Here is a 24,722-nt window from a genome sequence, read left to right on the forward strand (position 1 = left end):
AGGCGATCGATGAGCATATCGCCCCTCGATCTGCAGCAGATATACGCACAGCAGGTGAACGTGAGCCGTTCCGAGCATGCGCGTGTCGTCGAGCGCGCGCTTGCCGTGCAGTCCGAGGACCTCGATATCTACCGCGATTCCGCCCTCAGGGATTCCACCGTCATGCGCGGAAATGAGACCTCAGAAAGCCGTTCCGTGCGGGAGCGGCGCGAGGGAAAGGGCCGGCGTTTTCTCTACCGGAATTATCGCCGCAGGAAAGGACCGGACGGCGAGGCTGTCATCGAAGGGGAATTCTCCCCCGATGCCGTTCCCGGGAAAGGGTCGATCATCAATATTCTGAAGTAGCGCGCCTATCGGGCGAGGCGTGACAGCTTCGACGAATGCGGTTTTGCCGCGTTGTAGCCGATGGCGATCATCTCTTTCGCTTTCGTGAAATCGAACATATTGAAATCGCGTACATCCGGTTCAATGAGCGTGTACCTGCCCCAGCTCCGCTTCGGGCGTATGAGTTCCTTCGAGAATATCCATATCATGTTCGAGATGACATCGAAGATGCCCGGTGAAGAACGGCGCGCGGTCAGTATCGACCGTATCGCGTTGGGCTTGGTCTGCGGCGGCCCGCCGTGTCTGCGCGTCAGGTCCGCGATGCCCTTCGTGATGGCATCGATCGATTTCAGGGCGATGCGCTCCCTGCGGTCGGAAAAGATATCGTCCAGTTCGGCGAGACGTTCGCGGCGCAGGCGCCGTCGCTCCTTCGGCGTTACCCGCGGGAGCACATTGACCGCGATGGAATAATTGCCGAGCTTCCGCGCGACATCCATGGGGAGCGGGTTCGTGATGCCCCCGTCGACGAGCATGCGTCCGCCGACGGCTACCGGTGCGAAGATCGCGGGCATGGAAAGCGATGCTACCACGGCTTCCACGAGCGGCCCTTCGGAGAATATCACTTCTTCCCCGGTGACGATATCGGTGGCCACGCAGACGAACGGTATCGGCAGGTCCTCGATGCGGTGGTCCCCGAGTATCTCGGTGAGGAAATTGCGGACATGATCGCTTTTTATGATGCCGCCGTGAGGGAATGACGGCCAGAAGAGATTGGTGAGCTTGAGGATATCGAGATTGCCGATGATGCGGAGGATATCCTTCGTCCGAAGCCCGGCCGCGTACATGCTCCCAAGTACGGCCCCCATCGAGGTGCCGACTATCGCCGAGGGCGTGAGCGATAGCTCTTCGAGGTGCTTGAGCACGCCGATATGGGCGTAGCCGTATGCCGCGCCGGAACCGAGCACATAGACGATGCGTTTCTTGCCGAGACCGAACATGCATCACTCCTTGCGAAGGAGTATATCACGCTTCCTTTTTTTTGACCAGCAAGCGCTTATCGCAACGCTTGCCGCAGTGCACAGCGATGGATATCTGCTCAGTAAGAGAACAGCGGGTTGCAACCCGCTGTTCTCTCGTGCATTCAGATATGAATCGCATGGTTGTGATGCGTTGACCATTCATCGAATATTAGTATATTTAATTGAAGGCAGCTGGTTGATTTGACAGGAGATTTACGTATGCGAAAATATGTGCTTGAATTTGGGGTAGCATTATTGTTGGCGGCATTTCTTGCCGGCGCAGAAAAAAAGGAGATACGTATGGCACCGATCTATGATAGTACGGTACAAGATATCGATGGGAAAGACCTGCCCCTGCGGTCGTTCTCGGGGAAAGTGCTCATGGTCGTGAACGTTGCGAGCAAATGCGGGTTCACGCCGCAGTATGAAGGACTTGAACGGCTCTACCGGAAGTACAAGGACAGAGGTTTCGTGATACTCGGCTTCCCGGCCAATGACTTCATGTGGCAGGAGCCGGGGAATGAAGGCGATATCAAACAATTCTGTAAAATGAAATATGATGTTACGTTCCCCCTTGCATCGAAGATATCGGTCAAGGGCAAGGATATGCATCCGGTGTACAAACTGCTCACATCAAAAGAGACCAACCCGAAGACCGCCGGCGAGATCGGATGGAATTTCACGAAATTCATCATCGCCCGGGACGGTTCTGTAGCGGCAAGGTTCGAATCCGCCGTTGTACCGGAAAGCCCCGATATCGTGAACGTGATAGAATCGCTTATCGCGAAGAAGTGAACATGAGATTTTTGAACGGTCGTGCGCAGCGCTGCGCGATCATTTTTCCGCGGGGAAGCGTATCATTATCTCAAGACGGACGTAATCGTCGTAATATTCCTTGCGGTTTATCTTCTTGAGCTGGCAGGCGACGGTGCCCGACTCGAGCTCAGGCGCGATGAGCGGCGTGATGATGCGCGGTACATAGCCGAGCTGTACGTAATCCTTTGAGTACACGGCGATTGCATGCGGGTCGTAGGGGTTATAGAGTTCTCGCACGAGCAGAAGATCCTCGCGCGGGTGCAGAAGATCGATGATGCTGTCCCCGTCGTGATAATGGTAGCCGGCAACAAAACAGTGGATGCGCACGCACTTCTTGCCGTAATCCTGGCGGATGATAACGCGTTTAAAACTGTCATCCGAACGGACGACAGTCGTCTTGACCGCGGCTTGTTTCACGTTATCGGGGCTCCCTTGCATGATCGTCTTTGGAATGTAACGCAGGAATGGAAAATGTCAATACGCGAAAGGCGTGTTCTGCGGCGTGAGCGCCATATGCGCTTTACTTTTCATCATGGACGGTATATACTGCTTACCCCTCGCGCAGAGTGCGCGCTTGACACCGCATGGAATTATCGTAGTTTAGATATTCTATCAATACTCAAAAGCGCGCATTGGGCGCGAATACCCGCAAGGAGAGTCCTGCAATGAAAGTCATCGGAGTATGTCTCGGGGCATCGACGGTCTCATTCGTGAAAATGGAGAATGAGGGCGGAACGCCGCGCGTATTGGAAGTGAAGAGCATTGTCCATAACGGTGACCCGAAGGGTGTGTTCCTTGAGAACCTGAAATCGCTTGACCGCGAGCATCTGCCGGTGGTCGTGACCGGCCGGAAATTCCGTGAGCTCGTGAAATTGCCGACGATATCCGAACCGGAAGCGGCGGAAGCGGCGCTTCAGTTCATCAACAAGGATAATAAGAAATACTCCTGCATCGCGAGCGTCGGCGGCGAGACGTTCATCGTCTATACGCTCGATGCCGAGAACCGCATCAACAATGTCGTCACCGGGAACAAATGCGCATCCGGCACCGGCGAATTCTTCATGCAGCAGATAAAGCGCATGAACCTCGACATCAAGGACGCAGTGAAGGTCGCCCGCGGGGTGAAGCCCTTCAAGGTGTCCGGCCGCTGTTCCGTGTTCTGCAAGTCCGATTGTACGCATGCGCTCAATAAAGGCACGGATATCGGCGAAGTGACATCCGGTCTTTCACAGATGATAGCGGAAAAGATCGTCGAGCTTCTGCGCAAGGCGAAGCAGGACCGTGTCCTGGTCGTCGGCGGCACGTCGCAGAACGATGTCGTCATGGATTTTCTCCGTGCACAGGTGCCGACCATCGAGATCCCGAAAGAGGCGACGCATTTTGAGGCGCTGGGCGCCGCGCTCTACGGTCTTGCGAACGATGTCGATAAGGTCGAATCGTTCGATGATATCTTCATCCCGCGCGAGAGCTCCTTCGATTTCCTTGAGCCGCTGTCCCGATACGAGAGCCATGTGACCTTCAAGCACATGGACCGCGGTATCGCTCATGACGGCGACCGGTGCATCATCGGTCTTGACGTCGGTTCTACGACCACAAAAGCGGTCGTGCTGCGCACCGAGGATAATAAGATCCTTGCATCGATATATCTCCGCACGAACGGTAATCCCGTGCAGGCATCGCGCGAATGCTATAAGGCGCTCCTGGAGCAGATCGGTTCGGCGAAGATAAACATCGTCGGGCTCGGTACCACGGGTTCCGGCCGCCAGATCGCCGGTCTTCATGCCCTCACCGACGGTATCATCAATGAGATAGTGGCCCATGCCACTGCGGCAACGCATTTTGACGATGAAGTCGATACCATTTTCGAGATCGGCGGGCAGGACGCGAAATACACCTATATCGTCAATAAAGTGCCCGCGGACTATGCGATGAACGAGGCATGTTCGGCCGGTACGGGATCGTTCCTCGAGGAATCGGCGTACGAATCGCTTCGCATCGATGTGAAGGATATAGCCGAGATCGCCATGAAGGGCAAGCGTCCGCCGAATTTCAACGATCAATGCGCGGCGTTCATTTCGAGCGACATCAAGACCGCGTTCCAGGAAGACATTTCCCGCGAGGACGTTGTCGCCGGGCTCGTATACTCCATCTGCACTAATTATGTGAACCGCGTGAAGGGCACGCGCACCGTCGGCAAGAAGATATTCATGCAGGGCGGTGTGTGTTATAACAAAGCCGTTCCCATGGCCATGGCGGCGCTCACCGGCAAGCACATCATCGTCCCGCCGGACCCGGGACTCATGGGCGCGTACGGCGTCGCCCTCGAAGTGAAAGAGAAAATATCGCTTGGTTTTCTCGACGAAAAAGCGTTCGATCTCGCAGAACTCGCCGGCCGTGAAGTGAAGTACAAAAAGCCCTTCATCTGCATGGGCGGTACCGAGCACTGCGACCGTAAATGCTCGATCAACATGATAGAGGTGATGGGAAAGACATTTCCCTTCGGCGGGGCATGCAACAAGTACTACAATGAGCTTCTCAAAGTGAAGTATGAGACAGAAAAATACGATTATGTGAAGAAGCGCGATTATCTCACCTTCGTCAAGCATGCCGTCGCACCGGCAAGTTTACCGAAGGACGCGAAGACGGTAGGGATAAACCGATCGTTCCATACGAGCACACTGTTCCCGCTGTACTATAATTTTTTCACCCAGCTCGGGTACAATGTCATCGTGTCGAGCGAGGCGAAGGATGAGGGCATAGAGCGCGAACTTACGTCGTTCTGTTACCCGGCACAGCTGTCGCTCGGGCTCTTCCAGGACCTCATCGACAAGAAACCCGACTTCATTTTCCTCCCGAACAATGTCGAGATGTATGTGAACAAGGCGGAGCACAACCGCGTCGACTATAACGCGACGTGCATTTTCGTGCAGGGCGAGCCGTACTATCTCAAGCAGTCGTATAAGAACGATTACGATTTCAACAAAGTGATATCGCCGACGTTCAATTTCGCGTACGGGTACGAGACGCAGGAGAAACCGTTCGCCGAAGCGGCGCACGCCCTCGGCGTGAAGGATGCCGCGAAGATAAAAGCGGCGTACGATCTCGCCGTTGCCAAGCAGAAAGAATATATGCAGGAGATGAACGCTATCGCGAAGAAGTTCATGGAAGAGCTCGAGAAGAACCCGCAGGATTTCGCCATCGTGCTTTTCGGGCGGCCGTACAACTCGTTCATCGACGTGGCGAACAAGGGTATACCGCAGAAATTCGCATCGCGCGGCGTATATATCATTCCGTATGATATGTTCGATTATCACAATGAGCCGGTGAACCCTGACATGTACTTCGAGGTGGGCAAGAAGATACTCAAGGGCTCGCAGATCGTCAAGCGGCATCCGCAGCTCTTCGGCACCTATATCACGAATTTCTCGTGCGCGCCGGATTCGTTCATCGTGACATATTTCCGCGATGTGATGGGAACGAAACCCTCGCTCACGCTCGAGCTCGACGGGCATACCGCCGATGCGGGGATAAACACCCGTATCGAAGCGGCGCTCGACATCATCCGCAATTACCGGAAGATCTCGCACAAGATAAAGGACATCGATTACAGCGACTTCAAGCCGGCGAAGATAGAGATGCATGGAAATGTCAATTACTTCATAACCTCCGAGGGCGAGAAGGTGCCGCTGACGGACCCTCGTTTTGTGCTGGTCATCCCTTCGATGGGTGATCTCGGTTCTCCGATATTCGCTGCAGGGATAAAGAGCCTCGGCATAAACACGTACTGTATGCCGGAGCCCGACCCGGAAATGTTGAAGCAGGGGCGTGCGAACGCCACCGGCAAGGAATGTCTCCCGTACATACTCACGCTCGGCGCCATGCTCGAGTATCTGGATAAGCACTGGGACGGCAAGAAATATGTCGCCTGGTTCCAGAACAAGGCATCCGGGAATTGCCGCGTGGGGCAGTACCATCTTGCCATGCAGGACGTGATACGCCGCCGCCGCATCAAGAACGTATCGATACTCGCGCTCCAGAACGACGACGGCTATGCCGGTCTCGGCATGGCTTTCGCGATGAAATCGTGGCAGGCTGTCGTTGCAGGCGACGTGATGGACGACATCAGAAGCGGCATTATGGCGCATGCGAAGGACCCCAAACGAGGTGTGGAGATACTTCTCGAAGAATATAAGAAGCTCTGCGATAATTTCGCGAAAGGGGAGACGGTATACCCGAGCTTGAAACTGCTCGCAAAACGCATTCGCGATGAAGTGCCGTATCGCATACCCATCTCCGAAGCGAAATATGTCGCCATGTGCGGTGAGATCTATGTGCGCCGCGACGGCTTCTCGCACAAGTGGCTCAATAAGCGACTTGCCGGCAAGGGCTTCATTGTGAAGGACGCTGCTGTCGGCGAGTGGATAATGTACCTTGAGTATCTCATCAAGAACAAGCTCCTTGAGCCGAAGTTCACGATTTGGGACCGGATGGAAATGATCGTTCGTCAGATGTACATGAAGCACACCGAGCGCCGCATAAAGCGAATACTCGTAAAAACTGGATACTATGAATTCGCAATGACGATCATCGACCCGCTCATCGATCACAGTCAGCACGTGGTCGCCAATAAGATCAAAGGCGAGCCGGGGCTTACCGTTGGCGTGGGTATGCACGAGACGGTGGAGCGCTACTGCGGCGTCATCAACATCGGCCCCTTCGGCTGTATGCCGGTGCGCTTCACCGAATCGATCATGACGCCGGAAATGAACATCGAGAAGAAAAAAGTGGCAAAGCGCATCAATGATAAGCATTACGATCTTCCTGCATCGTTCAGCGATACGATGAGCATACCGTTCCTGACGATCGAATCGGACGGGAATGTGTATCCGCAGGTCATCGAGGCGAGGCTTGAGACGTTCGCTATGCAGGCGGACAGGATGGCGCGGCTCATGAAGGAAGAGCGGGAGAAGGGGAATCTGGTCCGCCATTAAGCGGCATGCATTACCCTACTTTATGATCCCTATGCAGCCGAAGCGCGAGGGGTCGCGTATTCCGTCAAGCCCGCCGAGCAAACGGAATGATGCGCCCGCGCCACCGTTATTTTATGATTACTACCCGCCCGAACTTTGATGCGTTCCTGTTCTCGTCAAGTCCGCCGCCGAATTGCATGCTGCCTTTTTTTCCGCTCTTCCCGTAATTATTTATCAAGAGTGATACTCCCATCTGCTTTGCATCGCGGGGGGCTGCCGTCGGGATGCGCAGCGCATAGTAGGTGAACATTCCTTCGCGGAATACCGCCGCATGTGCCGCGTCGAACGGCCGTGCGCCTTCCAATCCCGTATTATGCTTCCAGTCATGCGAGTATTTTATGATCTGTCCATCGGAGCGAAGCGCGAAGCCGCATTCGAAATCGTCGTCCTGAAAGCCCTTTGTCCGGCTGTCATCGTTCGGATCGATACCGATGATGATGCTGTCACCCTGGCCTATCTGCCCGCGGACCGATACCTGTTCATGTTCGCCATCGGCGACACGTGCAATGACCGTCAATTCACCCGAGCGATACCCGAAGAGCACGTTCGCCGTGCCGCCGTCCCCCGTCAGGTTCATCGCCGGGCCCTTGGCGAAAAGCGCATCGGCAGAAGCGGCGTTCCGTATATCACCGGCCTCGATCTGCTGTGCGAGCGCAAATGCAGGCTGATATCTCATAAGCACTTCGTTCTCTCTGCTGTCCGGGACAAAGCGGAACGATATGTCGGCCGCGCCATGCGATTCCTTCACGCCGGCACTTTTGCTTATCACATCATAGGGAAGGATCTGTTCATCGCCGGGAGAGATGGTTATCGGAGCAGAGAGCGGTGCCACGTCCTGTATCTTGCTCGAGATATGAAAAGCCCCTTTCGCCGCTGACGAACCGTTGTTCCTAACACGTACAAAACGGCTTTCGGGTTCGATGGAAATATCTCCCTGCACGGAAACAGAAAGCACGAGCGGGGCGAGCGATATGCCGTTGACCGTTCCCGCTATGGTTACGGACGTATTTGATATGGCTTCGGCTGCGCAGAGCGAGATCAGCACGTCCTTTTTTTCACCGGGCGCAAGCGTGATCGTTTTTACCGGTACATCAACGGCGCACTGTTTCACTGCGGCTTCGCATGAAAGAACAACTGATGCCGGTGATCTGCCGAAATTCTTTACGTAGACGGGTATCGGTCGTGATTCGTTCTTCACGAGCGTAACGTCAAAGAACCCGGTGAAATCCTTTGTGAGGAGAAGTACGTTCTTGTCATAGGTCACCGGTTTAAAGGCAGCGGCGGGCGTGAAACGTTCCTTGCTTGGTAATGCCTCCACATCGATGTCGTTCACATATACCGGTATCCGATCGGAAAGCGCAACGGTTATGACGCCGCCGGATGCGGGGAATCGTGCGGTTATGTCATTACCGAAAACATCATACACGGCGTATCCCTGCTTCACCGGCACCGATGCGGATGTCTTGGGAGCATACCCTTCCTTCCAGACAGCGGCAAAATGGCGCCCCCCCTTGGCAAAGAGGTATGCCACGTAGTCATTAAGCGCAGCACGCCCTGCCGTTACGGCACCGGCATAGAGCCCGGTTTGAAATGAGAAGGTCGGGTATGTCGGCGCGGATGAACCGTAATAGGCGTACATGTGACCGTTGACCATTCTGTCAATTCCGAATTCATGATGCCGTGCAACTCCGTGATACAGCAGGAACGGGCGCTTTTTTGCGATCAATTCTACGGATTCTTCCATACTGTTACGCGGCTCCGAGCCGGATTCCGTATCATACACCACCGGGGATCGGTGATATACAGACAGGCCGTTCATGAGGGCGGCCATATCTTCCTTGTAATTAGCACTGGTAAGAAAATCGTAGAAATGGAAAGCAAAAACATCATAGAAATTACCTTTGTTCAGATCGACGAAATCGTTCATGAATCCCACATATGAGACACAATTGAACCCTGCTGTCATGACCAGCGCGGACGGATCGGCGCTCTTTACCGCGTTATATGCTGTGCGCAGGAGCATACTGTATTCACGGGGGTCTGAATTCGGCGGCCACCCCATCCATAGATCGACCTCATTGCCGATCTCATACCCGAAAACCTTGCCTTTTAAATGCGATGCCAGGGCGAAAAGATCGCGGTAAAAAGCTTCCAGGTCGCTGATAGGCTTGTTCGAACCCTCCTTGACCACACGCGGAAGGAGTATGGTATCAACACCCCTGGCGGCCGATGCATTTAGAATAGTGTCAACACTGCTGAAATCATATTTCCCGGGTGATACTTCATAGGTTGAATGCACGAACATTTTTGCTGTGCGCACCTTGAGCGAAGCCATTGTCTCCGCGATAGCCGCCGCGCTTTTCGGGAGATAGATGGCGTGACTGGTCATGATCTGGCATATCTCAGCGCCTTCTTTCGGCCTCGCGCATATGCTGATGTCGGTCTCGCGGAATATTTTCCTGCGGGTTTTAATGTCTTCGACCGCAACGGAGATCTTGAAATTTCCCAGTGCGGTGACAGACATGACCAGCGGAATATTCGTCCATTCACCTGCGCTGACGGTCACTGCCATGGTGTGCGCACTGACATTGGTTTTATAGTGAAAATCCCTGGCGCTGTACTGGACCTTAAGGTCTGCCGCTGCCCCGCTGTTCGTCAGCGAGAGGATGAATATCTTCTTTTCCAGCGGAGCGAAGGATTGATCGTGTTTTCCGATGATCAGCTGCGCATCAATATCGCCGGGCACAAAGCGCGTGAGAACGACATTGTCGAACCACATCTTTTCTCCGGCAATCTCGAACGAGTCAAAATAGGTCTGCATGACATTGTCTTTTTTTACATGGTCGGCGGGTATGGTAAAATCGAATTCCTTTCGCAGCCACCCGTCGGCGGCGGTGATGCGGACTTTGCCGACGCTTTTTATGATATATGACGGCGTTTTCGTCCGAACGGTAAATGAGACGCCACCTGCTGACGTCGTCTTTACAGAGAACGCGATGCGGTATTTTTCGCCGGGGAGGACGTTGACCGTATGTGCACAGAGCATGAATCTTCCGGCGCTGGCGGAACGCCCGGAGGCAGCGAGACCGGCCCGTGCTGTCCCGTCTATGCAGAAGGAACGCGTTCCCTGTGCATAGGTGCCTGTATCCGATGCATATATCAGCCCCAATCCCTCAATACCATACCAGTTGTGCCAGCCTTCATCATCACGTTCGAAATCTCCGTTGACGAGCAGGTTCAAATGCCCCGGATTCGTATTTACGATCTCGCGTTCTTCCTCTGCCGCATCGGTGCTTGCCGGCCGCGTATCGAGCACAAGCGGCATCCCCTTGCCGCTCACCACTACCGCCGCGCCCAATACCGACGGTTTTTTGAACGATTCGTCCTTGGCGTCGTACATGCTCCAAGTCACTTTATGATCGCGCCCCTTGCCGCGGTCATTGTCGCTGTAGGAGATATTGAAACCGAACGGGCGTCCGTCGAACGGCGCAAGCGCAAAGAGCGAATTCTCAAGCGGTATGGCTATCTCAAGACGGAACCCTTTCGATGTACGTGCGCCCTTTACCAGCGCGCCGACCTCGGCGAATTTCCTTCCGGTGATGATGACATCCGAAATGGCGTCGTTCTGCGGGCAGAACACGAGTTGCGTTTCCCGCTCACCGTTCTTCACATCCTGATTGAAGTCCGGGCTGATGAACACTTCGACAGAGTCATCGTTCCAGTTCTTCTCTTTGCCGAAGACAAGCGTTTCGTCGGCGATGGAAACGAGGATGTACAGGTTCTCATCATCCATGGCCAATTTGAATTTTCCGGACGCATCCTGCTCGTTGTCCGGAGTGGAGAACGGGCCGCTGTGGCGGTCGATAGAGCCGTCAGCGTCAACATCTCTCCAGTCAGAAGGGTCGCCGTCCACGATAATGGTCTTCGGATGTATCACGGGTATGACGGCATTGGGCGCTGCGGACAATCGCATGCGTTGTGCGGCATCGCCCGTCGGGGTTATGGACCGTGCTTTTTCTGCCGCTATGCCGAGGGCGGAAGCCTCCTCGAAGGTAAGTGTTGCGGTCAGTGACATGGACCTGAGATATACTTCAGCGACATCGGCGATCGCAAACGACGGTGCAACCGTGACCGCCCCTTCCGGGACGCGATACGTGATCTCATAATCCTGAAAATCGGCACTCCCCTTGAGGTCGAGTTTCATGCCGCGCTCTTTGTCGTCATAGACGTTCTTTTTTGCAGCATTCAAAAAATCGACGAACAGCTTCGGCGGCGTGCCTTCACTGCTCACGATCTTGATGTTCGCGCGAAGGCGCACGGTGCTGCCGGGGCGCAGCGTTACCGGTATTATCTGCCATACCTTACGGTAATCCTTGCTTTTGCTCCGGAACGCGGTCACCGACACACCGTCGGCCTTCTCAAGCGCACAGAGATGGAATTGCCAGGCTTTTTTTTCCTGGGAAAAATCACCGTTCTTCAATATGTTGAATTCGCTTTCGGATGAACGAGACTCTTTGTGCTTCGATTCCAGCTCCTGATAATGGCGTATCAGCGCTTCTTTTGCGTCGTCGGCATGGAGGAGTGCAGCGGCCAGGATGATAGTGATGATGAGCCGAGGATTCATGGTGTTTTCTCCTTGTACTTTCATTGCAGTTTCAGTGTGCCGAAATGATACGCGCCGCCGTTATCGGACAAACCGCCTGCCCAGCCGAGCCTGCTTTTTCTGTCTCCGTCGATATCATTGACAAGAACGGCGAACCCGATCTCTTTTTCCCGAGCGGTTGCGAACATCGGGAATATCGCAGGTGATGCGTTTTTTATTTCATAGGTCGTGGTGCTGCCCGAGCGAACGACCGCTGCGGTGATCCCTTCCGGCGCCTCGCCGATACGGTACGACGGAACGATGTCCGGTGACGGTATGATGCTTTTGCGATAGACCGCGGTGCTGCCGTTCTTCCTGCCGACCGCGATACGGAAACTTCCAGAAATATCGATGGACGGTGCCATACCTATCTCCACGCTGTCGCCGTCCGCGAGCGTTTCATCGGCAGTGCTCGGGGTGTCGGTATCGTCGGTGACCGTGATCGCGAGTACGATGCCGCCGCTCTTCCAGGCTGCGGCCATGGAGAATGAACAATCACCGTCGCGCCAGTCGTCTTCAGCAACAGCATTCTCATCGTTCACTGTAATGAAGTCGGCGGCATTCCATTCGCCGATATCGCCGTCGGCAGTGATAGCCGCGCCTTCTTTTGCATTCATTCGATAGAGTATCCTGTTGACCGGCATGAGGGGATCGATGCGCATGACCGATACATCGCCGAGCTCGAAGTGTCCGGCTGTTTTAAACATGAGGAAATTAAGCTCCATGCCGGATACATTCATGGCGGTATTGACCTTTCGAGAGAAGGGCGTCCAGTACGGTTTCAGTTTTGCACGGAAAAATCCGGTATCCTTCGGCGATCTTTTTCCGTCGGCGAACATGGTGTTGAAATGCGTACTGAATTCACCCTCGCCGCGCAGGCGTGCCGATACCAGATATGACCGCGACGGCTGAACGGCGATGGGCGATGCGATGGAGATGCCGCCGGTGTCGCTATTTACGAATTCCTTTTTTGCTGTCGTCATGCCGCGAAGCACACCGCGTGTCAGTGTGCCCTTGCCCCAGGAAGTCCATGCCTTCGCACTCTCGGAGAGCGTGTCGGCGTTAAGGATGTTCTCTCCGATGGGTCGTTTGTTCACCGCTACCGGGATCTCTCTCAGCATTATCATCGGCGTGCGTTCGGCGCGTATGCGGATAATATGATCGCCCTCCGGCGCATTGTTGAGCGGGATGCGCAGACGATACGACGATAGTGTACCTGTCGGCGTCAGGCTTGTCCGTATCGGGGGGCCGAGACCGCTTTCGACAATGAGCGTGACCGGTGATGTTCCTGTTATCCGTATATCAGCTTCGATAGTGCCGTCGGGCAATGCATCTATCTGCGGCGGGTTGACAGCGATATCATCCTGGGCAAGGAGCGCACGGCTGTCGGCGCCGAGAACGATGACGGGGTTCTCATCGAGCGTGAACGTGAGTACGCCCCCTTTTGTCGCTGCGATACGTTCGTTGTCCATGATATCGACGAGGGTGACACTGTCCTTGCCGCAGTATATCGACATCGGCTTTGTCCCCGCGCGATTGAAAATGAAAAGCGCGGTTTCGCCGTGATTCTCCCGGATGCGGACAGGGTTCATGTAGCGGTAAAGGAAAGAATCGACGTTCGCAGCGAGCGCGATACGCTTCTCAAAGCGCGCCCCGGCAGTACGGTTGACGGCGGTCTTCATCACGCTGAAGAGATATTTCGGCGTGTTGTCGGGGTTCACAAGGCCGTATATACGCTCTGCGAGAGAACGCATCATGAATTCATACGTCCGTGCTATTCCGTTCGCATTTCCGTAGATGAGATTGCGAAGCATCATGCGTGCGGACTTTTTTCGCAGGTCCTCGGTCACCTCGCCGACATTATCTCGTATACCGGACTTTGTCTCGTTCGCGTACAATCCGCGGTTCGTTCCCACGGATGCAAGAAAGAGGTTCACGCTTTCCAGGCGCTCATCCGTCCAATAGTGATCGGCGGGGTGATCGATATACTTCCCGACGCCCAGGGCGTAGAGCTTCTGCGAGAAGTCCAACTGCCGTGCCCACACCGTTTCGGCCACGATGGCGATGCGCGGGTCGACGGCGCGTACCGTTTCGGATGCGTTCTTAATGAGGTCGAAATAATCCGAGGCGTCCGCTTTATACCAGAATTTTGAGAACTCGGAGGGCTCATTCCAAACCTCTATCTCGGATATTTTCCCTTTGTAGCGCGTTGTCACATCAGTACATAATCGCCGCCATTCATTCATGTCCGGTTTGCTGTAGGTGCCGTCCCATATATATTTCCGATCCGGGTACAGTTCTTTCGCATGCCATTCGGGAATGGTGAGAAGCGTTACCTGCAGGCGTACCCCGTCGCGATGCTCCCCGTCAATGAGCTTGTCCCAGAAATCCCAGCGGTATTCACCCTTGTTCTTCTCAAGGTGTGCCCAGCGCAGGGAGTGAAGCCGTTCATGAAAGGTGCCGAGAATTCGGCGCCATGCGCGATAGTCATTGATATCATGCTCGAAATAGGACCTGTCATCATAGGGGTCGAATATGGTCGGCTCAAGTGAACTCATGCCGAGGAATTGCATGTCCTTTTCCTCTTCGCTCATCGGGGCTATCGTCCGTACCGCTGCTGCGCGGAGCATCACATTCGTCTTTCCCATCTGTATCTTCTGCGCTGTCCCGCCTATGCTGAGCGATGCAAAGGCACGCACGCTTCCGGCGACCGAGGGCATTGGTGTCTCAAGCTGCATCCGTCCGTTCTCGTTCGCGGTGCCTGTTACTGTTCGTTCAGCGATGACGGTGTCGAAAAAATCAAGGAAACGTACGGCAACAGCAGCATCGGCACGCGGTACGAGATTGAACACATGCAGGCTGAGGAATGCCGGTTTGTCGCGGTCGTACGCGGTGCTGTGGAGGAAGCCGCGCGCGGGGGCGAGCTCAAGTACCGGTACATTACGCGCGGCGTCGTTCTCGCGCATGACTTTCAGATAGTCGTAGTGATAACATCGGCGATACGTTTTCCCCGAATTCTCCAGGAGCTCTATGACGTTTTTACCTTTACGCGGTGTGAACGATGCACGTACGGTGACCGGATTTTTGAGGTCATTGGGAAGATATTGATGGAAGAGTTGCTCCGAGGGCAATGAGATGCGCAGGGAGTACTGCACGAGCGTATCGGGGTCGAGGTTCTCATTGAGCGGTCCGGGACCGATGACAAGCACACCGGAATTGATGATCTTTATTTCGAATACGCGCGTACCTTCACCGTCGTCATCCCAGGTGATGAACTGCCGGTTCGCCCATGTCGGGTTTGCTGCCCCGGGCGACGATATACCTGCGGGGAATTTCGGGCGGCCGTTCTCGCCGAGGGCGGCCGTATAGGTGAACTGATGTTTGAGCGCATCATATCCCGGAAGATTGGTGAATTCTCTCGAGTATATGAATTCCTTGCTGGAGTACGGTACGAATTCCGTGCTCGTTCCGTCGCTGACGCCGAGTTGCCATACCACATCCGCGGGGAATGTCAACGTTGCGGTAATCAATATGATGGCTATGATTCTCATGCATGCTCCTCAGGTTTCGCCTTCTATCCATTCGCCCTTGAGATGTATCTCCATCTTCTTTTTCATGCGTTCGTTCACGATGCATTCGACCGCAACGGATGCGATGTCCGCATGCTGCGGCAGTATGCCGCTCACGAGCGTGCCGATCTCATTGACCGATTTCTTCAGCGCTATCATATGCGGTTTATTCGATCCAGCCGGCAAAGTACGGAGCAGCAGGTTCGCCTCGATATTGTTGAACGCGATAATGGTCTCCCCGCGCCAGTCCGCCATGATGCGTTTCGCTTCTTCCTCATCGTACCAGAGCGATGCGGTATGCGCGCGCAGGTCCTTCGGTGCAAGCGCATCGAAAGCATGCCGTATCTCATCGGCGCGCGTTGACGGCGGGAGTACCAGAAAGAGCGGTACGTCGCCGGCATGTTCGAGCGCGATGCGGCAGGCATGGGGCATATCGAACGATACTGACGGGAGCGCATCATGGACGGCATCGACGAGCACGGCATTCCTTCCCGCGAACGGTGCGATGTCCTTCGGGTCGAACATACCGATGAGTATACAGTCGTCCGCGCGGTTGAAACCGGGAGCGTCGCTGTATATGACGTTCATGGATAACTTTCGGCGGGAGCATTCATCGGCGAATGCGTTGTAGGTCGACGCATGGGTAATGTCAAGATTGAACGGACGATAACAGGCGTACGTCGCTATCGTTATCTGCTTTGAACGTTTGGCAACACGATATCCCTTGCCGGGGAGGAATGACACCGAACCGTTATCTTTGAGATGCTTCACCGCCGTCTGCGCGGTTATCTTGCTCACCTTGAAGCGCTTCATGATGTCACTGAAGGACGGGATATAGTCCCCTTCATTCAGCGACTCGCCGATATCGGCTTCGATATTTTCAACAATTTTTGAGTAATTTGTCATGATATTATCTATACATGTACAGGCATGTATAGTATAATCATATGTCACTGTTCTGTCAAGGGAACCCGCCGGCTTTTCTTTTTTGTCGATAGCGGGTATTATCACATAGTTATTGCTAGATACATGTACTGACAATTCACAGGAGGAGTTACGGATGATTCTCCGAAGCAGAAAAATCGACCTTGCGGAAAAAATGACAGGCGACGGCGTTACGGACAATTACGCCGTCCTTCAGGATGCGCTCAACGGAGGCGATCGTTCGATCCATCTCCCGCCCGGGCGTTTTCTGATTTCAAAGACACTCAAGGTGTTTTCCAACACCAGAATAATTGCCGATACCCGAACGGTACTGAAACTGGCGGCGCATACCGGCAAGCGATTTGACGACTGGCTTCTCACCAATGCCGATCATGAGAAAGGCAACAGCGATATAGAAATAGCGGGCGGTATCTGGGACGTCAACGGGAAAGAAAATCCGCGCGGAGTTCCGGAACAGCTTGACGATTACGGCGGCGTGGGAATATATTTTCTGCGCATGTCACATCTCATTTTGAAGAACCTGACCGTTGCCAATCCGGACTCGTTTTTTGTCATGCTTTGTGAGACCGAAGATTTCCGTGTTGAGAATGTTAAGCTTTTCAATGACAACCCGAAGATCAATCAGGATGGCATACATGTCGGTGGATTCTGCAGAAATGGATTGATACGAAAATTGCACGCGATCTCTCCACTCACGCCAGGCGATGATCTAGTGGCATTGAATGCCAATGACGGCGCACGGCATTTTACGCATGGGCAGAAGCCGGGGCCGATAGAAAATATCGTTATCGATCATGATTTTTTATTTCCAGTCCATGCGTATATCATGTAAAAGCTGTTGCCGGAGTTATTCATGACTGTCACGCTCGATCTCGGTTCGCTGAAACTGACCGCTGAGCTCTTCGATACGAAGGTCGCCCGCGCATTCTATTCGCATCTTCCCTGCACGATAGAGCTCACGCTCTGGGGCAGAGAAGCATACGGCCCCATACCATTTGATCTCGGTGATGAAAAACCCGTTCCGAGCATACCGCCGGGCGGGCTTGCCTATACGCGCAAGGGAAATTACTTTTGCATATTCTTCGGGCAGCAACCGGCGTGGGCGGTGGAATACATCGGTCAGATAGCCGGTGAGACATGGCGCTCACTTGTCGGGAAAAGGGATATCAGCCGCGTGACCGTAATGCGCTGATAAAACCGTTCTGGGACATGCCTCGGTTTCGACACCACTACTTTGCGAGTGCGGCCAGCTCGTCGGATCCTAACACCCGGTTGTACACGCACAGATCGTCGATGGCGCCGAACATGGGACGTATACCACCTGCGGGGCCAAGGCGTCCGACAACGAATTTTCCAGCGACAGTGAAGTCGATATGGGCCGTACTGCCGCTTCCCGCGATCACTCCATTGATGAGAAAGTCCCATTTTCCGTTTGCGTAAGTCACTGCCACATGCTGCCATATTCCCGATTTTATTTTCCCATTCGAAGTTGCAACCGAGGCGGTTTCCGCCCGCACCAGCTGCAGTGTGCCGTCCTGATTGATGCGCAGATAGTGACTGCCCTTGGTGTTCCCCGAGAATACCGACTGTTGTCCCGCGGCGAGGTTATCGCTTTTTACCCATGCAGTGATGGAGAACTCCTGTCCGATGGACGGCATCGTCTTCCCTTCGATACATGATTCTTTCCCGTTGAACTGTACTGCACCGAGCGTTCTTCCTTCGGTGAATACCGCGCCCTTCATGAGCGTGCCGTGATGCTTTCCCACGGCGTCCTTTACCGTGTTCGCTGCTTTGTCTGCGTCGGTGTCATCGAATGTCCAGCGCGCTATGAGTCCGGCAGTTGGTGATTGAGCCCCGAGCGTTGCCGCTGCGAGCGCTGCGAGAATGATCGATCGTTTCATGGTTCCCTCCATCGTTCTTATACCCGGCGCCGACCGTCATGTCGGCGCCGGGGTATTGCCCTGTCCGGCATAGTGTGCCATGGAATGGCCGAAAAGTAAATCGGCAACGCCCGATTTTTCGTGTATTCGATCGCGTTCATTGCGGTCATTCGTTGCGGTGAGCATCGCGCTTCTGGGATACGCATCGAGTACGAAGGAAAGCTTCCATGAGCGGTCACGAATCATCATGAATTTGTCATCGCGGCGAATATGCTGCGGTGTGTACATGAATTCACTCATCACCGGTGAGGCTTTGTCGGTATCTGAGGACGAAGTAAGCGACGGTGCGACATCGGCTGGCGGGGAAATACCCGCAGCATCAAGCAGCGTCGGCAACAGCGATGCAGTGCTTGCCGGAGAGGAGAGTCGCGTCCCGCTCCGCATCGCGTTCGGATATCTGAAAATGAGCGGTACACGGATGACCGGATCGAAGAATGTCTGTTTCTGTATCAAGCCGAAATCGCCGAGATGCGTGCCGTGATCGGACGTGAATGCGATAATGGTGTTGTCAAGGATATTCTCTTTTTCAAGATACGAGATCACGCGCCCGAATTCCATGTCGAGGAAGGAGGCATAGCCGTAATAGTAGCGGCGCATGGCGCGTTGCTGTGCCATTGACAAGCGAGAGGCATCCGCATAGCCGCTTTGTATCAAGCGCGATGTCCATTCAGGGTGATCGGCGGGAAAATGCATCGTGTTGTCAGGGAAGCGTATATCGCCTTCGCGTATCATCGTATCGTAGGGCGCGGGCGGTACTACCGGCGTATGCGGGCCGTTGAACGAGACTTTCAGCAGGAACGGTTTTTGTGTATCGCGACCGGCGAGCCAATCAAGTGCTTTCGATGCGACGATGTGCTCCGAGGTCTCCTCAAGGGGTGCGGGGAATTTTCCGCCGAGTATCCAGCGCGACTTATCACCCGGATATTTCACAACATCGAATTCCGATTCATCGTATATTTTCGCATAATCAAAATAATCGACATGCGATGACAGTGTTATCTCTTCCTGCGTCTGGAACGCTTTGTTCTTTGCATTGAAATGCATCTTGCCGAAACCGGCTGTTTGATACCCCGCATCGGCGAAATGATGCGTAAGGAAAGCCAGCGGCTCCTCCGCACGCCACTCATTGTGCCAGCATCCCGTCTCATGCGGCATTTTTCCCGTGGCTATCGATACGCGGGCGGGGACACAGGCGGGGGCCGGTGTGATAGCGTTCTCGAATACAACGCCTTCACGCGCGAGACGGTCGAGGCAGGGCGTTTTCACCCATGGACTGCCGTAGCATCCGAGGGAGTCGGTGCGCTGTTCGTCGGTCATGAGCCAGAGAATGTTGGGCTGCCGACTCATAGCGAACTCCGCGTAATCATTGGTCACTGCCCGTTCAATTTTCCGAACTGCGACGGGTCCTTGTCATCGCCGATGCCGCCGCTCCATCCGAGCCAGCCTATGCGTCCGCTGCCATCGTTGTTGTTCACAAGTACCGACAGTCGCACGGGCTTTTTGGGATCAAAACTGAACGGATAGAATTCCGTCCAGTCGACATGGACCTTGTACAGTGTACGCCCGTCACTCTTATCGATGTCGGCGCGCGCGTATTTCACTTCCCTGTCGGCCGCCGTCCAGTTCTGCGGTATATCGCCGCCGATAGCCGCGGACATATGCTTCCAAATGACCGTGCCGTTCGCCGTGAGCGCGACGGATATCTCGGTTTGATCACCTTTTGCGCCTAACCCTTCCGCGTCGAGCGCGAACTGTATGCTGTCGCCGTTGTACGCGGCACCCGGCTTCTCATTCTGCACGAATTTGTTGTCGCGGACATCGACGATGATGTCAAGCCCGGTCTTGCCGCAGTATGCAGCAAAACGCGCTTTGAAACCATCCGGGCGATCAGCGTTATTGATACCTCTGAACACCCAGTCGCCGGTATTCCAAACCGCGTCGGATGAGACCGGTCCCGTAACGTCTGAAAATATCGGAGAAGGAGAGAGCGTGCCGTTCGGTGCATTTGCATCGCTTGATGCTTTCTTGCGCTCAAGCGGATAGAGCAATGCCGTCGCAGGGGCATCGATACCCGTAAGGGCATTCTCGCTGAAGCCGGAGAGATAGTACATCGATGCGGTATCGAGCATACGGTCGGTCCACGGTTTCCCTTCCCACGTGACGGCGATGCTGTTGTACGCCTTTGCGAGCCGGGCATCGAGCGCTGCCGGCTGATCGCCTTCGTTCCATACGACAAGATGCTGTTTTCCGCCGCTCATGAGGAGAACCGCTTTCTGAGCGCCGAGATCGTATTCGCGCACATAACTGATGCGGTCGGTCACACGGTCGATGAAATTCCGTATCACTACGCCGCACATGCGCGGTTCGATCGACGGCTGAGAGCGGAACATCCCTGATGTGTGTGTGAATATCCCGTTGGCTTTTGCGAACTCAAGTGTTTCCTTCTCCGCGAGGTTGCGCACCTCGAAGAGCGCGATGCGTCCGGCGCCGAATTTCAGCTGCTGCATGAGATCGGTCATCATGCGTCGGCAGAGCTCAGGTTCATCGGAAAGTTTATTCCCCGAAAGCGACATATTGATGAGCACCGCATGCCATTCGGTAGCACCCCACGGCTTGGGTGTGAGGTTGCGCTTTTTCTCAAGGTCCCAGAAGAGCTTTACTTCCGGGAAACTCCCGTGCATGGAGAGTATGTCGTAGTAGGGGAATCCGCCGGAGTCAAGGAATTCCCTATAGAAGGGGATGTATCGTCTTCCGCCCTGTCCGCCGAGCCACACGGTAGCGTTCGGCTGCAGCTGCTTAATCGTTTCGTACCCGCTCTTCACGAGCGTGACATAATTGCTCGTCGAATCGCGCCAGAAGCAGCTTCCCGTCGGCAGATGCGGCTCATTCCAGAGCTCCCAGTTCGAGATCCGATTTTTGTAGCGCCCGAGAAGCGCATTGATGAAATCGGTCCACGCGGAGATATCTGTTGGAAGCCACACCGAATACCTCGCAACACAGATGTCGATATCGGTGCGGTCGGGGTAGGGTGATACCCATTGCGGTGTGCCGAAAAGCGTGAGGACGTTGTTCTTCATGCCGTATCGCTCCGCTTGTTCGAGCCCGCGGTCGATACCGTCCCATTGGAAAACGCCTTTCGCCGGGTTCACGATGCTTTTTTTGTTCCAGTGATAACCCCAGTGCACCCACATGCGCATGTAGCCGAAGCCAAGAATGGATGCCAGGTTCATACCGTCATTGTCATCGCTCTGGTGATCGAAACCGAATTGATCGGAGCGTGCGCCGCTGTGTTTTTTTATCACCGCGACGCTGTAGCGTCCGCGGTCGAAGCGTTTCGTTGCATCCTTCCCGCGAAGCGTAAAGCTGCGTACGAACGGACGCGTCGTGTTTGCGGTCAACGCGCCGAATGCGATCTCATAATACCCCGGAGCCGGAGCGCGCCACACCCAGCCGTTCCTGATGAATGCTGCACGGTCAACGGTGATCTCCGTGACCTCTGCGCCGCTCGAGTCGTATATCGTCCCTTTCACAGCGGTTATTTCCTCCGGCGGATCTTCGCAGGTGAAACTGACCGGGGTGTCCTCGAACCAGGCGTACTCGTGCGACGGTTTGAGCTTAAATTCACGTCGTGTCATGCTTGTTGCGGCGATGATATCGTCGATAAAGAGCGTGCCGGCGGGGTTCTTCTGGCCGAGCAGGGCGCAGTTGATCCTGAAAGAGTCCGCATCCTTCGGTATGTCCGTGCGTGCGACCTCGATCGATATTGTCTGCCATGATCCCTTGCTCACGACCGACGGTATATCGGTGCGCGATATGAAGGCGCCGCCCTTGTTCCAGGTGATGAATATCCACGGGTTCGCGTTCAGGGTGGAGGAAAGTTTGAGGGACGCCTCTGCGGATAGGAATTTAAAATCACCGGCGAGCGGCACTGCGGGCGAAGAATATCCCACACTGCCGAGTTCGGTGGCCGTAATGAACAGCGACTGCTTTCCTGATGCTGCTTCATCGGAAGATACACCGAGCGCCTTCGTGTCGTTCTTCGCTGCCCAGCGGGTTATCACCCACTGCGTCGGCTGGTGTGCGGAAAACCCCGCTTCCGCGCGTGACGATTCGAACCCCGCGTTCGGTATCATGGATGCGGGGTTCGCCGCTGCACCTGCCGTGTCGGCGCTGGTATAGGCGAGCGCGAGTGCATCATAGAGTATGCCCCCGCTCCCGTCCGCCGCACCCTGCACGGCGAGGTTCACGGCAATGGAATCCGCTTCCGCAGGTATATCAGCACGGTCGATGGTGAGGCGCACCTGCTTCCATTCGGTCTGCGCAGAGCCGATGACCGCGTCCTTTTTGTTGAGGAATTTCTGCTTTGCATGCCAGCTGACGAACGCCCACGGCGTATGCTTTGAGAGATCAGCGTCCGCTTTTATCCGGAACGTGAGCACTATCGTGGCGAAATTCTCCGGGAGCGCGATGTTCTTCGATATAAATCCGATGCCCCCCGGCGATATCGGGCGTATTGCGATCGCATATTCGCCGGATACGCCGCCTTTTACCGCGGTGCACTCCGCCGCCGCTGTTTTCGTCCATTTGTACACGGTCCAGCTTTCCGGCATCGTGATGCCGTCTTTCACGGTTGTCCGTTCAAAATCGCCGTTCGGCACGGTAAGCTCACCCGCGGTTGCCATCGCGATGATCGCGATAAATGATGTCATGGTTTTCTTTATCATCAATACTCCTTATCCTTTCGCGGACGTAATGCATTTCGATCGGGAGGGATAAGAACCACAGAGATCACAGAGAAGGAATGGGTTTTCGTTCCGCTCTGTACTTCTCTGTGCCCTCAGTGGTTCGATTTTCTTCATTGCCTCACCGCCTCCGCCAACCGTTCCGCCATCTGCGCGAAACCGTCATCGTTCGGATGCACCCCCACTTTGTCAAAGAAACCGTCTTCGTGATCGATAAGCGACGGTCCGTCAATAAGTTTGATGTTCGCATCGCCCAGAGCGGCGACGATCTCACGTATCGTCCTCCGGTATTCTTCAAGCTCTATCGTTGCGGTTGCGGGTTTCCATGAAGCCGGTACCCAGAGCGGCGTGATGATGATGAGCGGTACGTTCGGCTGAACGCCCCTCAGGTTCTTCAGGAAACCCTCGTAGTTCGACTTGAACGACGCTATCGCCCGCCCGCCCTGCCAGTCGTTCACACCGATGAGAATACTTATGACATCACCGTTCTGCGATGCGATGAACGCCCCTTCGTTCGGTGATGCGCTGCGCCCGCCTATACCCATATTCACGAGCTGCCAATCCATCCTGTTCGCAAATCGGAATATATATGACTTGGTCACTTCGCTCGCGGTGAATCCGTGTGTGACGGAATCGCCGTATGCTATGAGGCGTTTCGTCGGACGCGGCGCGGGCGTTTCAAAACGCGCATTGTCGGGGACCGTTATGCCGAGCACGTCGACCGAGTCGCCATAGGGGAGGACGATTGTGTATTCGTGCATGCCGGAAGACGGCGGCGTTATCGGAACGATGACGGTTTCGGGTTTTCGAACTGTCGATGTCTGTGCGGAAGTGAATCGCCACGAGCTGTCGCTTTTTCCGTCAATGGAATATCGTCCTATGGGGTTGCGCGCCGATGTCGAGACATGCTTCTCATTGTAGTAGAGATGCACGGACACTGACGCGGCATCGGTCTTGAACCGGAGCCGTGTTCCGGGATTATCCCATTGATACCCTTTGCCGCCCGGATCGATGATACGGTCGAAACGCACTGCTCTTCCGGCGGGGGTATCGACGATGCTTTTCCGTGCATAGTCGGAATAGAAAAGCCGTGTATCGTCTGAGGGCAGAAAACTGCTGTTACCGGTCTGCTGCATCGACGCCTCCCTGGCCCTCGCGCCATATACTTCCACCTTCCTCAGAAAGACATAGTTCAGATCGCTCTTGTTCATGAACCCGATCGCATGCCTGTCCTTGAATATTATCCTTACATATCGGATGTTGCTTTTGTTCAGCGTGCCGAGCTCGAAGATCTCCTGTGAATAATTTGCGAATTCCTTTTCGCCGATCGTTGTGAATTCGGCATTATCCGGCGATACCGCAACAGTGACGGTTTTCGTGCCGCCTTGTTTCGAATTGTAAACCTTTATTCTATCGACGTAATACGATCCCTCGAGGTCTATGGTGACCGTTTTCGGGAATTGTGCGGCATTGCCGGTGGCATATGTCGATGTCTTGTCGTCAGTCGAGAGGTCACCGTCCGTCAGGAACGAGTAGAATCCCCGCCCCACACTGGGATTGGGATCCGATGATACATGCGGTTTTTTCTGCGCAATATTTTCATAGGACGTCACGGGGGCCTGCGCGAGTATCTGCCCCGCGGCCGCGCACAGAGACAGGAGCGATTGGAAGAGAAAGCGGTGTTTTTTCATAGGT

General features: G+C 54.7%; 14 protein-coding genes. 5 read left to right on the forward strand and 9 right to left on the reverse strand.

The annotated features are described in order from the left end of the window. Positions 1-9 precede the first annotated feature (9 nt). Entirely contained in the window at positions 10-345 is a 336-nt protein-coding gene (locus AABZ39_12610; protein ID MEK6795613.1) for a hypothetical protein, read from the forward strand. Between the two features lie 5 nt (positions 346-350). On the opposite strand, the gene AABZ39_12615 is transcribed toward AABZ39_12610, so the two are convergent. Further along, positions 351-1,322, reverse strand: coding sequence for a patatin-like phospholipase family protein (locus AABZ39_12615; protein ID MEK6795614.1), 972 nt, complete (start codon positions 1,320-1,322; stop codon positions 351-353). 321 nt (positions 1,323-1,643) lie between these two features. On the opposite strand from AABZ39_12615, the gene AABZ39_12620 reads away from it, so the two are divergent. Next, positions 1,644-2,138: a glutathione peroxidase gene (locus tag AABZ39_12620; GenBank protein MEK6795615.1), complete on the forward strand. Its 495-nt coding sequence runs from the start codon at positions 1,644-1,646 to the stop codon at positions 2,136-2,138. 39 nt (positions 2,139-2,177) lie between these two features. Here AABZ39_12620 and AABZ39_12625 read toward each other — a convergent pair whose 3' ends face one another. After that, positions 2,178-2,576, reverse strand: coding sequence for an HIRAN domain-containing protein (locus AABZ39_12625; GenBank protein ID MEK6795616.1), 399 nt, complete (start codon positions 2,574-2,576; stop codon positions 2,178-2,180). A 248-nt stretch (positions 2,577-2,824) separates the two neighbouring features. Between AABZ39_12625 and AABZ39_12630 the strand changes: the two genes are divergently transcribed. After that, complete coding sequence (locus AABZ39_12630; GenBank protein MEK6795617.1) at positions 2,825-7,150, forward strand: acyl-CoA dehydratase activase; 4,326 nt, start codon at positions 2,825-2,827, stop codon at positions 7,148-7,150. Between the two features lie 106 nt (positions 7,151-7,256). On the opposite strand, the gene AABZ39_12635 is transcribed toward AABZ39_12630, so the two are convergent. The 3 genes from AABZ39_12635 to AABZ39_12645 are packed head-to-tail and all read right to left on the reverse strand — an operon-like array spanning position 7,257 to position 16,306. After that, a complete protein-coding gene (locus AABZ39_12635) occupies positions 7,257-11,813 on the reverse strand; it encodes a sugar-binding protein (protein MEK6795618.1) in 4,557 nt (1,518 codons plus the stop codon). A gap of 20 nt (positions 11,814-11,833) precedes the next feature. Further along, positions 11,834-15,382 carry a hypothetical protein gene (locus AABZ39_12640; GenBank protein MEK6795619.1) on the reverse strand — a complete coding sequence of 1,183 codons (3,549 nt, stop codon included), beginning with the start codon at positions 15,380-15,382 and terminating at the stop codon, positions 11,834-11,836. Positions 15,383-15,391: 9 nt separating this feature from the next. Further along, on the reverse strand, positions 15,392-16,306 hold the full coding sequence (locus tag AABZ39_12645) for a GntR family transcriptional regulator (GenBank protein MEK6795620.1): 915 nt from the start codon (positions 16,304-16,306) through the stop codon (positions 15,392-15,394). A 154-nt stretch (positions 16,307-16,460) separates the two neighbouring features. Between AABZ39_12645 and AABZ39_12650 the strand changes: the two genes are divergently transcribed. Both AABZ39_12650 and AABZ39_12655 read left to right on the forward strand, forming a co-directional pair. Further along, positions 16,461-17,177, forward strand: coding sequence for a glycosyl hydrolase family 28-related protein (locus AABZ39_12650; GenBank protein MEK6795621.1), 717 nt, complete (start codon positions 16,461-16,463; stop codon positions 17,175-17,177). Positions 17,178-17,198: 21 nt separating this feature from the next. Then, entirely contained in the window at positions 17,199-17,537 is a 339-nt protein-coding gene (locus tag AABZ39_12655) for a cyclophilin-like fold protein (protein ID MEK6795622.1), read from the forward strand. A 37-nt stretch (positions 17,538-17,574) separates the two neighbouring features. Here AABZ39_12655 and AABZ39_12660 read toward each other — a convergent pair whose 3' ends face one another. The 4 genes from AABZ39_12660 to AABZ39_12675 all read right to left on the reverse strand — a co-directional run bounded on the left by AABZ39_12660 (position 17,575) and on the right by AABZ39_12675 (position 24,718). Beyond that, positions 17,575-18,246, reverse strand: coding sequence for a LamG domain-containing protein (locus AABZ39_12660; GenBank protein ID MEK6795623.1), 672 nt, complete (start codon positions 18,244-18,246; stop codon positions 17,575-17,577). A gap of 36 nt (positions 18,247-18,282) precedes the next feature. Continuing rightward, on the reverse strand, positions 18,283-19,632 hold the full coding sequence (locus AABZ39_12665; GenBank protein MEK6795624.1) for a sulfatase-like hydrolase/transferase: 1,350 nt from the start codon (positions 19,630-19,632) through the stop codon (positions 18,283-18,285). 23 nt (positions 19,633-19,655) lie between these two features. After that, positions 19,656-23,009, reverse strand: coding sequence for a hypothetical protein (locus tag AABZ39_12670; GenBank protein ID MEK6795625.1), 3,354 nt, complete (start codon positions 23,007-23,009; stop codon positions 19,656-19,658). 131 nt (positions 23,010-23,140) lie between these two features. Then, a complete protein-coding gene (locus tag AABZ39_12675; protein ID MEK6795626.1) occupies positions 23,141-24,718 on the reverse strand; it encodes a GDSL-type esterase/lipase family protein in 1,578 nt (525 codons plus the stop codon). Positions 24,719-24,722 lie beyond the last annotated feature (4 nt).

This window comes from Spirochaetota bacterium, from assembly GCA_038043445.1.
Taxonomy (GTDB): Bacteria; Spirochaetota; Brachyspiria; order Brachyspirales; family JACRPF01; genus JBBTBY01.